The organism is Pseudomonas sp. SJZ103 (assembly GCF_007828335.1).
Classification (GTDB): domain Bacteria; phylum Pseudomonadota; class Gammaproteobacteria; order Pseudomonadales; family Pseudomonadaceae; genus Aquipseudomonas.
Map to the genome: position 1 here is coordinate 71,896 of NZ_VIUN01000014.1, position 15,470 is coordinate 87,365.

The following is a 15,470-nucleotide window of genomic DNA, read 5'->3' on the forward strand; positions in this document are numbered from 1 at the left end:
GCAATCAATCTAATCCACCGATAGGAATCAGGCATTTTTTACGCTTTTTATCGATGATGAGCTCACGGATCATAGCGCCATCAACAGGAGACGATCATGCTTGAACTTCGACCTTTCAACGCCCTGGGCGGCGCCCACCACGGCTGGCTTGACGCCCATCACCACTTTTCATTTGCTGAATACCACGACCCCAAGCGCATGCATTGGGGCAACCTGCGGGTCTGGAACGACGACATCATTGCCCCCGGCACCGGCTTCCCGCAGCACGCCCATCGCGACATGGAGATCATTACCTACGTGCGTGAAGGCGCCATCAGCCACGCCGACAACCTGGGCAACAAGGGCCGCACCGAGGCCGGTGATGTGCAGGTGATGAGCGCAGGCACGGGGATCGCTCACAGCGAGTACAACCTGGAAGCCACGCCGACCAAGATCTTCCAGATCTGGATCATCCCGAACGAGGCCGGCCTGCCACCCTCCTGGGGCGCCAAGCCGTTTCCGAAAGGTGATCGCGAGGGGTTTGTGACCCTGGCCAGTGGCAAGGCCGGTGACAGCGAGAGCCTGCGCATCCGCGCGGATGCCCGCCTGGTAGCGGCGAACCTGAAAGCCGGGGAAAGCGCGGAATACCGCTTGGACAGCGGGCGTCGGGCTTACCTGGTGCCGGCGACGGGGGTGATTGAAGTCAATGGCGTGCGTGCGCAAGCTCGAGACGGGGTGGCGATTGAGGATGAGCAGGTGTTGCGGGTGACGGCGGTTGAAGACAGCGAGATCGTGTTGGTCGACCTCGCCTGATCCAGCCTTTGGCCCAATAAAATGTGGGAGGGGGCAAGCCCCCTCCCACATTGAGGTTGCGGTGTTACTGGGAGATAGCGCCGTCTACCAGCACCTGCGCCTCTTCCACCAGCTGCTTGAGGTGGTCCTCGCCAATGAAGCTCTCGGCGTAGATCTTGTAGATGTCCTCGGTGCCCGACGGCCGCGCGGCGAACCAGCCGTTTTCGGTCATCACTTTCAACCCGCCGATCGCCTGGTTATTACCCGGCGCATGGCTGAGGATCTGCTGGATGCTTTCGCCGGCCAGTTGCGTGGAGGTCACCTGCTCTGGCGACAGCTTGCCCAACAGCGCTTTCTGCGCCGGGGTAGCCTTGGCGTCGACACGAATGGCGAACGGCTCGCCCAAGGCATCGGTGAGGCCACGGTAGATCTGGCTCGGGTCCTGGCCTTTGCGCGAGGTCATTTCCGCCGCCAGCAATGCCGGGATCAGGCCGTCCTTGTCGGTGCTCCACACCGTGCCGTCCTTACGCAGGAACGAGGCACCCGCGCTTTCTTCCCCGCCAAAGCCCAATGAGCCGTCGAACAGGCCATCGGCGAACCACTTGAACCCCACCGGCACCTCGTACAGGCGACGGCCAATCCGTGCGGCCACGCGATCGATCAGGCCGCTGCTGACCACGGTCTTGCCCACGGCCGCATCGGCGCGCCAGTCAGGACGGTTCTGAAACAGATAGTCGATGGACACCGCCAAGTAGTTATTCGGCGCGAGCAGGCCGCCGGACGGAGTGACGATGCCATGACGGTCGTGATCCGGGTCGCAGGCGAACGCTACGTCGAAGCGCTCCTTGAGACCGATCAGGCCCTGCATGGCGTAGCTGGAGGACGGGTCCATGCGGATCTGGCCGTCCCAGTCGACGCTCATGAAGCGGAACGTGGCATCGACTTCGGTGTTCACCACCTCCAGGTTCAGGCGGTAGTGTTCGGCAATCGCCGACCAGTAGCGCACCCCTGCTCCGCCCAGCGGGTCCACGCCCAGGCGCAGGTCGGCGCTGCGGATGGCGTCCATGTCGATCACGTTGATCAGGTCGGCCACGTAGCTGTTGAGGTAGTCATGGCGATGGGTGGTGTCGGCCTTGAGCGCCTGTGCATGGGTGATGCGCTTGACCCCGGCCAGTTTATTGGCCAGCAACTCGTTGGCCTTGGCTTCGATCCACTTGGTGACGTGGGTATCGGCCGGGCCACCGTTGGGCGGGTTGTACTTGTAGCCACCACTTTGCGGCGGGTTGTGGGATGGCGTGATAACGATGCCGTCGGCCAGGCCGCTGGTACGGCCACGGTTGTAGCAGATGATGGCGTGGGAAATTGCCGGGGTTGGTGTGTATTCATCGCCTTCGGCCAGCATCACATGCACACCATTAGCGGCCAGCACTTCCAGAGCGCTGGCACCGGCCGGGGTCGACAGCGCATGGGTATCCAGGCCAACGAACAGCGGGCCATTGATGCCTTGGGCTTCGCGATACAGGCAGATGGCCTGGCTGATGGCAAGCACATGCCATTCGTTGAAGCTCAGTTCGAACGAACTGCCACGGTGCCCGGAGGTACCAAAGGCTACGCGCTGGGTGGAGATCGCTGCATCAGGCTGGCCGGTGTAATAGGCCGTGACCAGTCGCGGGATATCCACCAGCAACTGGGCCGGCGCCGGTTTGCCCGCAAAAGGACTGATTGTCATGCATAAACCTCGGATAGAAGGATTCGGAAAAATGGCAGTTTACTGAGAGTTGGACTACTGCGCGACGGTATCGATCCTACATCGTTAAGAGAAACTTCAACCAGTCTGTGCCTGGCGCAATGCGTCGCTCAATGCTTCCAGGGCAATATCCAGATTGGGTTGCCCGTGAAAGGTGTGACTCACGCGCAGGTTCTGTTGATGCAACCCACTAACACTGAACAGTTCACCGGGGGCGATCACCACCTGCCGTGCCAGCAGGCGCTGAAATGCCTGGCGCATGTCCACCGCACGGGTGGAGGCCAGCCAGAACGCGGCACCGGCGGCCGGCATCCGATAAGTCACCTGGTCGCCCAAATACTGCTCCAGGCGCTGGCTCATGTGCCCCGCCTGCTCGCTCAAGCGTTGGCGCAGTGTGCGCAGGTGCTGGTCAATCCGCCTGCTTTGGTACAAACGGGCAATCGCGCGCTGACGGATCGACGATAAACGGAATGAGCGCAGCAGGAACTGGCGCTGCAACTCATTGCTCATGCGTCGGCACAGTACGTAGCCGTAGGGAGCTTCCGCGCCGAGCACTTTCTCGAACGAAGAAAACACGATCAGCCGCTCAGGGTTCACCAGTTCGCGCAATGCCGTGTGGGGGGCTTCGAAACCCAGCTCACCAAAGGTGTCGTTTTCTAGCAACCAGCAACCGGACTGACCCAGCAGGTGTGCCACGTCGAGACGCTCGTCGATCGACATGGCCACCCCGCTGGGCAGGCTGACGGAAGACGAGAGCAACACCAGATGCACCGGCTCATCGCGCAACAGCGTCCCCAGCGCGGTTCTATCCAGGCGGCCCTCCGGCGTCCAGGGCAACTCGATGATGCGCACCCCGGCGTCCTGCAACAGGCGCAGGATCAGCCAGTCGCAGGGCGATTCGACAATCACGGTGGTACCCCGCAGGCCCAGTACTTCGATCAGGATATCCAGCACGCCGCGCAGGTCGGCACCGATATACACATCGTCGGCATGCCAGCAGCGTGTGGGCGACGAGGTATAGCGCGCGGCCAGCGCCGCGCGTAACTCCCACACACCACAAGGCTGGGACCAGGGTTGCAAATGCGACGGGTACTGGCGCACCAGTTCCCGCTCCAGCCGCAGCAGTGTTTCATCCAGGGCCCCCAGCAATGCCGGATCGTCGCCACTGAGTACCACCATGCCGGGGCGCCGTGCCGCTGCGTAGAGGCGGTCAAGCAGATCCCCGCCGGCCCACGCCAGCGGGTTTGCCGACATCGGCCAGGCGTAATAGCCGGATTTGGCCACCGAGTAGACTCTGCCCTCCTTCTCCAGCAGCGCATAGGCGTACTGGATCGTCGAAATCGACACGTTCAGGCGCCCGGCCAACTGCCGTAACGACGGCAGTTTTACCCGAGTGTCAGTACTGACCTCGTTGATCAGACTGATCATGTAGCGATAGACCGCCTGATACGCGAAATCCGCCTGACGCTCGTCGCGCAGCGTCATTGCCCGAACAATGGCACGGCCTGCGCGGCGCGACGCATGCCGTTCTCACTGGCCAGCGGCCGTTTGCGGTACAGGTGCTGCAACAAGGGCATCGGTAAACCGCTGGTGTCCGTTACCCACTGCTGCAGCATTTCGGCGGAACCGTTGCCTTGGAGGACTTTGTGCAACTCAGGCAACGCCACCAGCATGCCCGGATGACATTGGCGCAAATAACCTTCCAATCGCTCTCCGTGATGAAGAAACGGTGAAAACAGCAGGCAGGTCAGTTGGGTCTCATCCAAACCGAAGAACTCCTGGGCGTAGGCACTCCATAACATGCGCCCTTCGCGGGTCCCGGCCTGAATGAGCAAATCGTCGGGCATGCGCAGACGGCGCATGTACGCGGCGGCCTGCTGAACAAAACCTTCGACGCCTTCTTCATAATCCAGCTCACGCAGGCATTCGGCCTGTAACCCACGCAGATGAGCCATCAGCAACGGATTGGAATAGGTCGGATGGCTGAAGTGAAAGCCCAGTGGATCGGGAACGTAAGCCATGAACTCGGTCAGCAGAGTGGTTGACGCGATGTCGACATCGTCCAGCAGGTCGGCGATGCCGATGTAAGCCAAGTGACGATGCCCCACCGTACTGGGATTATCACTGGCCGTGTAATGCTCACCGAACACATCACGGTAATAACCGGTGCTCCACTCGTCCATGCGCGCGAACAACGCGTTGAGCGATAGTGGATGGCCCTTGGTAACGCGGATGCCTGCGCCCTGGGCGGTTTTCTTGAGCCAGGCAAGAAACTGACTTTGCTTACGCGGCGAGTCACCACTGACCAGCGCGTGGACGCCGCCATTGCAAGTGGTGACACGCTGGTAAAAATCGCCGACGGCCAGGTAAGTGTCGTTGCACAGTGTGGCGCGGCAGTCTCCGGCGCTCACATGGCCCACCATCAACATATTGCGCTGGCTGATCTGTCGCCCGATCGCTGAGGCCGGGCGCTGGTGATTGAAGGGTTGTACTTCCTGATTTTCCACCATCAACAACTCGACGCGCGGATCATCGTGGAGAAACAGCCGGCCGTAGCCGCGATTCAGGGTATCGAGCTGCCCCTCAGTCATGCCCGCGTGCCGTAACGTCGCGACCCTCAGTTGAAAGGTGCGTGGCGCGCGACCGGCAATGGTCAGTTGGGCAGCTCGGAGCAGCGCCAGGGTATAGCTGCTGACTTCACCGCCACCGTGAGCCACCAGTACCTTGAAATCCCCTACCTGCTCCATCCCGCCTGCCGCGACAATGATTCGCTGGACCAGTAACTGGAGAGCGGTTCGTCCCGCGCGAGTGAAGTGCCCGATCAGACGTTGCAGAACTTGCTGGTAAATATGATTCATAGCCTGTTCGTGAATAGTGCTCATAGTTCTACTACCTGAGTTGAAATATCAGTTTCAAGCAACTGCTGACAGTGTTTGCTTGGCCTATTTTGCGTGTAGGAAAATCGCGCCCCGTATTGTGCGTCGATGTTCAGACACTAGCACCGCGCAACAAAACGACATGAATTGCCGGTGAGCATTTCTCACCCGCACAAGCGCACAATCCAATGAAAATAATGGAAAAATCCTTTTAAAAAGCTAGCCTTAGGACTCTTCCGACAAGCTCCTACGCTTTTTTAACCAGCCTTTTAAAGAAGTGTCCGACAATAGGCTCAAACAACTTTTCCATTTGCATGGTCGGTACGCTTTATGAAAGTACCTGTCTTGCTGAGCACACATGCGTGCCGCGTCGATAGTTCGGATAACTATCTGCAGTCGAGTCACAGATTCAATCATTGCTCAATCCTTGAGATGAAAGTGAAGGCGCAATTATCAGTGCTGGAATAATGATTAATAGATACAGAAGCGGGCCGAAAACCAGTTCAGATGAGCAACCGATGTCGCGTAAAAGGCGCACATGCAACGACGCCGCGCTGGAATTCAGGGCGGCGTCAGGGAGAAAGGGCCGGATTTGTGGGCTAAAGCGCCAGGTCGGCAGCTTCTGGAGCGGGCGGGTTAAGCCCTGTCAAATGGCGCATTTGCCCCATTCACTCAGGCGTCGGAGCACTCATTTACGAATATTCCTACAGCTCAAACAGCCGCAACCTGCAAAGCAACCCGCTCGCGGCACGGGCATTCGTCCATATAACGGTGGGCTTCGACAAACTGATTGAACGGAAACACCGTGGTTTTAAGGGGAACGAGCACACGATCGGCGGTCAGTTGGTTGATGTCACGCAACGCGCGCTGCAACGCTACCTGATCCTGGATGATGCCCAGCTCCGGTTTGCCGGTGAAGTTGCCGATACAGTGCACGAAGAACTGAATGTTCTTCTGGAACGCCGCGCACGCCGGGAACGGTGTCTGGTTACCGCCCTGCAAGCCATACAGCACCAGGCTGCCACGGGGCGCCAGCACATCACCGAGCAACGACATCTGCGGGCCACCCAAGCCATCGAACACCACATCGACGCCGCGGTTCTCGGTGAACTTGTTGATTTGCATCAGCAGGTCCTGTTCCTCGGTGACGATGACTTTTTCTGCGCCAAGAGAGAGCAGGTACTCGTGCTCTGCGCTGTCCTTGGTGGCAGCAATCACCCGCACGCCCAGGGCCTTGCCCAGTTGCACAAACGAAGGGCCGGCGCAGTGGCTGGCGTCGGTCACCAGGGCAAACTGCCCGGGTTTGACCCGTGCCAGGTCCACATACGCAAAGTAGGCAATCAGCAGCGGCGTGTAGTGCACGCTGGCTTCGATGGGGCTCAAGACGTCCGGATAGCGGGTCAGGGCCGAACGGGGCAGGACGATCTGTTCGCCATACACCGGGTAATCATTAGGGCTCTCGGCCGGAAAACTGGCCACTTTATCGCCCACTGCCAAGTCATCAACGCCGTCACCCAAGGCTACGACCACCCCGGCCATCTCATGACCAAGGCCGGATGGAAGACGTGCGTGGGAAGACGCCAGGTTCTGGCGCCACAAAATGTCATACCAGCTGATGCCAATCGCCTCGACACGCACCTGCACTTCGCCCGGTGCGGGCTGCGCGGCTACATGCTCTTCGCACTTGAGCACCTCGGCCGGACCAAACTTGTGAAAACGGATCGTGCGGGACATCGCAAACCTCGTCAAAGTAACCTCTATTGCCATGAACTCTATCTGGGCTTTCCGGCTAAGACCACCGGTCGCCGTTAATAGTCGACATGTCTGTCATTGATTCCGCATCTGAGGAATAGACCTCAAGTATGGTAGGAAAACTCAATTAGCCGGTGCAGAGTACCAGCCTTTCCCCGTAAGATTCATACCGGTCACGCGTCTGAATGGACCCTCAGGGCTCTTGTATGACCGTTCTCGTCAAGTAAAGCTGACTCTTCCAGGATACAAGATGAACCGTAACGACCTGCGTCGTGTCGACCTTAACCTCTTGATCGTATTCGAAACCTTGATGCATGAGCGCAGTGTGACCCGTGCCGCCGAGAAATTGTTCCTTGGCCAGCCAGCCATCAGCGCCGCGTTGTCGCGCCTGCGTGGGCTGTTCGATGACCCGCTGTTCGTGCGCACCGGCCGCAGCATGGAGCCCTCGGCCCGCGCCGTGGAAATCTTCGCCCTGCTCTCCCCGGCCCTGGACTCGATTTCCACCGCCGTCAGCCGCGCCGCCGAGTTCGACCCGGCCACCAGCACCGCGGTGTTCCGCATCGGCCTGTCCGACGACGTCGAATTCGCCCTGCTGCCCCAACTGCTCAAACGTCTGCGCGCCGAAGCGCCCGGCATCGTACTGGTGGTGCGCCGCGTCAATTACATCCTGATGCCCGGCCTGCTCGCCTCCGGCGAAATCTCCATCGGCGTCAGCTACACCGCCGACCTGCCGGCCAACGCCAAGCGCAAAGTACTGCGCCGCAGCCTGCCGAAACTGCTGCGCGCCGACAGCGTGCCGGGCTCCCTGAGCCTGGACGACTTCTGCGCCCGTCCCCATGCCCTGGTGTCGTTCGCCGGCGACTTGAGCGGGTTCATTGATGAAGAGTTGGAGAAACTCGACCGCAAGCGCCATGTGGTGCTGGCGGTGCCACAGTTCAACGGGCTGGGCACCCTGCTCTCGGGCACCGACATTGTCGCCATCGTGCCGGACTACGCGGCCGAGGCACTGACCGCTGCGGGTGGTTTGCGCGCGGAAGAACCGCCGTTGCCGGTGCGCTCGTTCGAGCTGCATATGGCTTGGCGAGGGTCGCAGGACAATGATCCGGGAGAGCGGTGGTTGCGGTCGCGGATTCAGATGTTTTTTGGCGACCCTGAGAGTCTTTAGGTGTCGTTGGGCAGGCTGTTTAGCTGATCATTTCTGGCTTTTCATAGGCCATGGAGATCCATTCACTTCCAGTGGATTGCTCCATTGGGGGCACATCTGAGGGCATGCGTTGGATGGTTTGAAAAGGATGCCCCCAACCTAAGGTCCGGCAGCCCCTTCTCGGAAAAGTCATACGCTACTGCCCGCAACTACCATCGCACGAACTGTTTTGATCAGTAGCAATAGAGTGCAGGCTCTACTCTACTAGTCTCGATGTCTGTTCTAAACCGATTATCGTAACCAGTGATGGCAGCTTTGGGTCGACATGAGTCAGTCGCCTTAGGTGGCAGTCTACCGATGCCGTTCAGTCGGCACAGGCAATGAACGCGGAAACAATCCAGAGCTAAGTTAGAGCGGCTTCCAAAGCATACTCATCCACGATGTCGCCAGACTCGAAGATTCCGGTCTCGGCGATTTTTTCTCGAGCATTTTCGATGTCCTGCACGAACATGACGACAGCGAGATCCCTAGTCGCTCGGGAACAACACACGTAGAAAAGCCTTCTGGTGCGATCCATCACGCTGTCCTTGCCCTGCGCAAAGTTTTCCACATCAGTATCTGAGGGCTCCACAATGCCAAAGTACTTTTCGTAGGAGAACTGCCTTTGCCCCCTGTGTTCCCACAAGAACAGATCATGCTCTGCACAGGAGACAAGAATCTTGCCCTGTTCTGGGCGGGGATTCGCGCTTCCGGCTTCATGCGGGGCGCCAACGGGTCCGTCACCTATACACTATCGCCCGTCGAAGCGCTGTTGCCGAACGTCACATCTGATCTCTGGGAAGCATGCATGTCGGAGTAAATGCATGGGGGCCCGGCTTTGGTGGAGTGCTCCTTCAGAGCCCCAAAGGAACCTGCAATGGAAAACCATAAACAGTGGCGACTTTTCAACATTGACTGATCCAGAAGATTAAGGGCGAAGCTCCCGACGGCCCTACCATAGATTTATACGTCGCGTCGTTGGCGTTCAAGAGACTCCGCACCGGACCACCCGGACTTGCCGTTTTTTCCAGACCACCAGCATTTCAGCCTTAAAAGAAGAGTGATTCGACAGCGCCCAGTTTCTTGTACGGTGCAGCCTTGGCGACTTGGGTGACGAGAGGACGCTAGCGCCCTCCCCTCGACCGCCCCTTGCTCAGGCAGGTTGCACCGCTTGAGCCTTGCTCGCGTTGCCAGGGCGGATTTTGAACCAGATGGCGTACATCGCCGGCAGGAACACCAACGTCATGATGGTGCCGACCAAAGTACCGCCGATCAGTGTGTAGGCCAGCGTGCCCCAAAAAACAGAATGGGTCAGCGGGATGAATGCCAGGATGGCCGCCATCGCCGTCAGCAGTACCGGGCGGGCCCTCTGTACCGTGGCTTCGATGACGGCGTGAAAGGGATCCAGGCCTTCCTGGGCGTTGTGATGGATCTGCCCGATCAGAATCAGCGTGTTGCGCATCAGGATGCCCGACAGCGCGATCAGCCCAACCAGGGCGTTGATACCAAACGGTTGATGAAACATCAGCAGCGTCGGCACCACGCCAATAAGTCCCAGCGGTGCGGTGAAAAACACCATGATCATTGCCGAGATCGAACGCACCTGGACGATGATGATCAGCAACGTCAGCGCAATCATGATCGGAACCAGCGGCACTATCGCCTGGCCCGCCTTGCCCGATTCCTCGATTGCACCCGCTTGCTCGATCCGATAGCCGGCGGGGAGCGTGTCGATAATCGGCTGCAGTTGCTTGACGATCACACCCGATACATCCGGTGGTTGAAGGCCTTCGTCAATATCGCCACGCACGGTGATCGTCGGTGTACGGTCACGGCGCCTGAGGATCGGATCCTCCATACGCACATCCACCTCTCCGACCTGGGACAGAGGGATCCGCTGACCCGCCGCGCCCACCAATGTAAACCCTTCAATCCGCGCAGGGTCCAGACGTATATCGCCTGCAGCGCGCCCAACCACCTGCACTGAACGAATGTCTTCACGAACCGACGTGATCGGCACGCCCGTCAGCAGGAATTGCAACTGCTGGGCGACGGCGCTGGAGGTCAGTCCAACCGCCTGCAAGCGATCCTGATCCAGGCTGAAATGCAGGGTCGGCGCCAGAGGGCCCCAGTCGCTGTTGACCGTCCTCATCAACGGACTCGCTTGCATGACCGCTTGTACACGGCCCGCAATCTCGCGCAGCTTCGTCGGGTCAGGCCCCATTACCCTGTAGGCGACGGGATAGGGTGAATACGGACCAAACACAATTTGAGTCGCCCTGACACGGGCCTCTGGGGCGAGCCCGGCAGCGACCGCCTCGCGAAAACGCAGCTTGAGGGTTTCACGTGCCTCCTGGCTGGACGTGAGCACCACGATCTTGGCGAACGATGGATCCGGCAGTTCTGGCGCCATCGCCAGGAAGAAACGCGGCGCGCCCTGCCCGATATAGGCCGTGACGATTTTTGCCTCTTCCTGCTTTTGCAGCCAGGCCTCGACCTTTTTTGCAGTGGCACTGGTCTGCTCGATGGAGGTTCCGTAGGGCATCTGCACCTCGACCATCACCTCGGGACGATCTGACGTCGGGAAGAACTGCTTCTTCACCAGGCCCATGCCCAGGACGGCCACGACAAACAGCGTGATAACCGTACCAGCCACCAGCCACTTGAGTTCGATGACCCGGGTCAGGACCCGACGGAAGCGGTTGTAGCGCGGGGTATCGTAGATAGCCGCATGCCCACCCTCTACCTGCTTGATGTCTGGCAGCAACTTCACGCCCAGGTAAGGGGTGAAAGCCACTGCGACAACCCAGGAAGCGATCAGAGCAATGCCCACGATCCAGAACATGTTGCTGGTGTACTCGCCGGCAGTGGACTGGGCGAAACCGTTGGGCATGAAGCCAACCGCCGTTACCAGTGTGCCCGAGAGCATCGGCGCGGCCGTATGACTCCAGGCATACGCGGAGGCTTTGATGCGGTCGTAGCCCTCCTCCATTTTCACGACCATCATTTCGATCGCGATGATGGCGTCATCTACCAGCAACCCGAGCGCCAGGATCAATGAACCGAGGGTAATACGGTCAAAGTTCTTTCCGGTGGCCGCCATCACCACAAACACGATCGCCAGTGTCAATGGCACGGCAGCTGCGACCACGACGCCTACACGCCAGCCCATGCTGAGGAAGCAAACAAGCATCACCACGAGCAGCGCGACAAAAAACTTGACCATGAACTCACCAACGGCCGAGTCGATGTTGACGGCTTGATCGGTCACCTTGGTCAGCGTCATGCCAAGAGGCATGCCTTCATTGATCTTGGTCGTCTCGGCGTCCAGCGCCTTGCCCAGATCCAGGCCGTTCCAGCCTTCGCGCATGATGACCCCCAGCAGCAGGGCCTCTTCTCCGTTACTGCGCACCAGAAAGGTTGCAGGGTCTTCATAGCCACGTTCGACAGTGGCCACGTCGGAGAGCTTGAGCGTGCGCCCCTGAACCACAATCGGCGTGTCACGAATCTTCTCCAGTTTGTCCAAGGCGCCGTCCAGGCGGAGGAAGACTTGCGGCCCATTTGTTTCGATCGAACCGGCGGGCGTGAGCACGTTCTGATTATTCAGCGCGGCAAAGATGTTCTGAGGCGCAATGCCCAGGGTGGCCAACCGATCATGGGAGAACGAAACAAATATCCGCTCGGCTTGCTCACCGATGATGTTGACCTTCTTCACGCCCGGCACATGCAACAGTTGCTGGCGCAACGACTCAGCATCACGCACCAGCAGCCGCTGCGGCTCGCCTTTGGCTTTGAGGGCGAACAGCGCAAACGTCACGTCCGAATACTCGTCGTTGACCAAGGGCCCGATTACCCCCGCCGGTAGCTTGGTGGCCTCGTCGTCGAGCTTTTTGCGTGCCTGATAAAACTCTTCCTGCACCTGTGAGGGTGGCGTGCGGTCCAACAACGACACCATGGTGAAAGCAAGACCAGGCCGCGTATAGGTTTCCGAGCGGTCGTACCATTTCAATTCCTGCAGGCGTTTTTCAAGTGGCTCTGCGACCTGGTCCTGCATTTCCTGCGCAGTAGCCCCCGGCCAGGCAGTAATGACCGTCAACTGCTTGACCGTAAACGGTGGATCCTCCGCACGCCCCAGTTGGAAGAACGCCAGGGTGCCCGCAACCGCGATCAGAAAGATCAGGAATACCGTAATGGATCGCTCACGAACGGCGATCGCAGAAATATTAAAGCGGCCTTCGCTCATGGATGACTCCCGGCAAAATGGGCGTCATCCTGCTGGGGCACTCTCACGTCCTCTCCATCGCGCAGCAGATGGGCGCCTAACGCGACGATCTGCTCACCGACCTTGAGATCGCCTGCCACGCGCGCGGCATCGTCGCTCAATCCCAGCACCTGAACAGGACGCCAGGTCACCTTTGCCGGCGAGCCTGCGATCACCCACACACCGGTGCCATCGCCTGGGTCATAAAGGGCCGCGATGGGGACTTGCAGCGCCTGCCCGTGCGCGGCGCCTTCTGCGATCCGCAACGTGACCGTCGAACCTATCGGGGCATTGGCCAGCGCGCCCTCAAGCACATACCGCGCCTCAAACGTGCGCGTCACTGGGTCGGCAGAGTCAGAAAGCAGTCTGAGCTTCGCTGTTACAGCCCCTGCGGTACTGCCGTAAAGCGTCGCTTGCGCGCTGGACCCGGCTGCAGGACGCAACGTCTCGGGCAGATGCACGATGGCTTCGCGCTGGCCTGCGCGCGCCAGTCGAACCACGGGCTGCCCCGGGCTGACGACTTGCCCGGGCTCTGCGAGTGTTTCCACCACGACACCGTCGGAATCCGCAAATAACACCGCGTAACCGGAAGCATTGCGGGCGACATCTGCCTGGGCTTCTGCGGCGCTAAGCTGCGCCTTTGCGGTATCCGCTGCGGCTTTGATCTGGTCGTAGGCCGATGCAGAAACAGCCCCTGCGGCGACGAGGTCGCGATATCGCGCCTCGTCATCGGCTGTCTGCTTGGCTCGGGCCCTGGCGGCTGTGACCGACTCTTGCTGTGCTCGCGCCTGCAACCCCAGGTCGATGGGGTCAAGGCGCATAAGCGGCTGACCGCGTTTAACGCTCTGGCCGGTATCGACCAACCGCTCAAGGATCTTGCCGGAGACCCGAAAACCGAGATCGCCCTGCACACGGGCCGCCACTACGCCCGTGAATGAACGTGACGTCTCTGAGGAACCATCAACCGTTCCGGGCCTTACCAGAGGAGCCTGCGTGCGCGGATCGTCAATGTTGGATGAGTCACCACACGCCGTCAGGATGAGAGGCAACAAGCAGGCGGCAATGGGGATGGGTCGGAGCCGGAGCATAGGTTCCCTTATTGAATAGAAAGAACAGGGATCATATATTCAGACTGGTGACCATTATTGTCAACAGTCACATTCGAGATTTCAAACGCCGCAGAAGGATGCACTACCCAACTACGCGACCGCTCATGCCCCCCTTGCAACAAGACTGGGTTGATGCAGGTCTGCATATTCCAAAGGAGCACATGACGGGGATGAGCGATATTTTCCAGTCATATCTGAATTTAGCCCAGAGGCCTCAATTGACAGAGAGTGACCATAAAGTAATATAGTCACCAACAATATTCGATTCAAGGAATCTCAATGCTCTCCCTCCGCCCCGCTGCTTTTTTGATAAGCGCCAGCTTGATGACAGGCTGTGCGGTCGGCCCGGACTATCGCCGCCCGGACGCCCCGCTCCCGGACCGTTACCTGGGCCAGTCTTCTGTCGAGCAGAGACCAGGGGCGACGCCTGCCAGCCTCGTCATCTGGTGGGAGGGCTTCGGTGATCCACTGCTCGCCGACTTCGTCGCCAAGGCGCTTGAACAGAACCTCGATCTGGCGCAGGCCCAGGCACGAGTCGCGCAGGCGCGGGCAGGACTAGGCGCCGCCAATGCCGCTTTATTGCCCTCGGGAAACATCAGCGGCCAGGCCGCCCGCGCCTACCAATCAGTCGAGACGCCACTCGGTCAGGTGCTGAACTCAACCCCTGGCTATGATCGCTATGGCAGTTCCTACGAGGCCGACCTCAATGCCAGCTGGGAAGTGGATGTCTTTGGCGGCCTGCGACGCGGACGCGAGGCGGCACTGGCCGAGTACCAAGCTTCCGAGGCAGGCGTTGCAGCCACACGATTGGCGATCGCCGCACAGACTGCGGATATCTACATCACTGTCCGCGGACTGCAGGCTCGACTGGATATCGCGAATCGACAAGTCAAAACCCAGCAGGGGCTGCTGGAGAAAGTCCAATTGCTCTACAACAAGGGGCTTGCCGCCAGCTATGAGGTTCGTCAGACCGAGGGGGCTTTAGCACAGGTCCAAGCCACAGTACCGGTCCTGCAGACCGGTCTGGATGCGGCCATGAATTCACTCGACGTAATGCTCGGCACGCCACCCGGTACTCATCGCACGCAACTTGCCATGGTCACAAGCATTCCGGCAGCGCCGCAGTTAAAGGCTATGGGAACGCCAGCCGACTTACTGCGCCGCAGGCCTGATCTCATTGTGGCCGAGCGCCGCCTTGCCGCCTCAAACGCACGCATCGGGGAGGCGATTGCCGAGTACTACCCGACGTTCTCTCTGAGTGCATTATTGGGGAGCGCGACGGCTGTATCGGCAGGCAATCTTTTTACCGGCGGCGCCAGTCAATCGTCGGGCGTACTGGGACTGCGTTGGAGACTCTTCGACTTCGGTCGCATCAACGCCCAAATCGACCAAGCCAAGGGACAGGAAGCCGAATCCCTGGCCGCTTACCGTCAGTCTGTGCTGCGCGCCACCGAGGATGTCGAGAACGCGCTCTCCTCACTGGTGAATCGGGACGCCCAAGCAACCACCCTCATTGGAGGCGAGACGTCTCTGACGCAAGCGCGCCAATCGTCGTTCACTGCTTATGAGAAAGGCACGGCCAGCTTGATTGACGTCCTGCACGCTGACGAGACCCTGCTTCAGGCTTCCGACGCTCGGGCGCAGGCACAAACCGAGTCGGCACGCGCGGCAGTCGCCGCGTTCAAGGCGCTGGGCGGCGGCTGGCAGCCCTCGGATAGCCGACTGACGAGCCGATGACACGGGTGGTTTTCGAGATTCAAACAAGGGGTAT

At 59.7% G+C, this 15,470-nt stretch carries 10 protein-coding genes; 3 read left to right on the forward strand and 7 right to left on the reverse strand.

From position 1 onward, the window contains the following. The first annotated feature begins 96 nt into the window (after positions 1 to 96). Positions 97 to 792 carry a pirin family protein gene (locus tag FBY10_RS24865; RefSeq protein WP_131696389.1) on the forward strand — a complete coding sequence of 232 codons (696 nt, stop codon included), beginning with the start codon at positions 97 to 99 and terminating at the stop codon, positions 790 to 792. A 64-nt stretch (positions 793 to 856) separates the two neighbouring features. On the opposite strand, the gene pgm is transcribed toward FBY10_RS24865, so the two are convergent. From pgm to FBY10_RS24885, 4 genes are all read right to left on the reverse strand, one after another. Continuing rightward, positions 857 to 2,500, reverse strand: a complete 1,644-nt coding sequence (gene pgm, locus FBY10_RS24870) for a phosphoglucomutase (alpha-D-glucose-1,6-bisphosphate-dependent) (RefSeq protein WP_145338131.1) — start codon at positions 2,498 to 2,500, stop codon at positions 857 to 859. Between the two features lie 96 nt (positions 2,501 to 2,596). After that, entirely contained in the window at positions 2,597 to 4,003 is a 1,407-nt protein-coding gene (locus tag FBY10_RS24875; protein ID WP_145338132.1) for a PLP-dependent aminotransferase family protein, read from the reverse strand. Beyond that, on the reverse strand, positions 4,000 to 5,400 hold the full coding sequence (locus FBY10_RS24880; RefSeq protein ID WP_145338133.1) for a hypothetical protein: 1,401 nt from the start codon (positions 5,398 to 5,400) through the stop codon (positions 4,000 to 4,002). Before FBY10_RS24880 ends, FBY10_RS24875 begins: the two co-directional genes overlap by 4 nt. A gap of 705 nt (positions 5,401 to 6,105) precedes the next feature. Next, positions 6,106 to 7,128: a zinc-dependent alcohol dehydrogenase family protein gene (locus FBY10_RS24885; RefSeq protein WP_145338134.1), complete on the reverse strand. Its 1,023-nt coding sequence runs from the start codon at positions 7,126 to 7,128 to the stop codon at positions 6,106 to 6,108. 268 nt (positions 7,129 to 7,396) lie between these two features. Here FBY10_RS24885 and FBY10_RS24890 point away from each other — a divergent pair, with 268 nt between their 5' ends. Next, complete coding sequence (locus FBY10_RS24890; protein WP_120448544.1) at positions 7,397 to 8,311, forward strand: LysR substrate-binding domain-containing protein; 915 nt, start codon at positions 7,397 to 7,399, stop codon at positions 8,309 to 8,311. A gap of 382 nt (positions 8,312 to 8,693) precedes the next feature. Here FBY10_RS24890 and FBY10_RS24895 read toward each other — a convergent pair whose 3' ends face one another. The 3 genes from FBY10_RS24895 to FBY10_RS24905 all read right to left on the reverse strand — a co-directional run bounded on the left by FBY10_RS24895 (position 8,694) and on the right by FBY10_RS24905 (position 13,678). After that, positions 8,694 to 8,975, reverse strand: coding sequence for a hypothetical protein (locus FBY10_RS24895; protein ID WP_256663581.1), 282 nt, complete (start codon positions 8,973 to 8,975; stop codon positions 8,694 to 8,696). Between the two features lie 507 nt (positions 8,976 to 9,482). Next, a complete protein-coding gene (locus FBY10_RS24900; protein WP_145338135.1) occupies positions 9,483 to 12,572 on the reverse strand; it encodes an efflux RND transporter permease subunit in 3,090 nt (1,029 codons plus the stop codon). Beyond that, positions 12,569 to 13,678, reverse strand: coding sequence for an efflux RND transporter periplasmic adaptor subunit (locus FBY10_RS24905; protein ID WP_145338136.1), 1,110 nt, complete (start codon positions 13,676 to 13,678; stop codon positions 12,569 to 12,571). The genes FBY10_RS24900 and FBY10_RS24905 overlap by 4 nt, the downstream gene beginning before the upstream one ends. A gap of 300 nt (positions 13,679 to 13,978) precedes the next feature. On the opposite strand from FBY10_RS24905, the gene FBY10_RS24910 reads away from it, so the two are divergent. Beyond that, the gene (locus FBY10_RS24910; protein ID WP_145338137.1) at positions 13,979 to 15,436 is read left to right on the forward strand and encodes an efflux transporter outer membrane subunit; all 1,458 of its coding nucleotides are present in this window, start codon (positions 13,979 to 13,981) and stop codon (positions 15,434 to 15,436) included. Positions 15,437 to 15,470 lie beyond the last annotated feature (34 nt).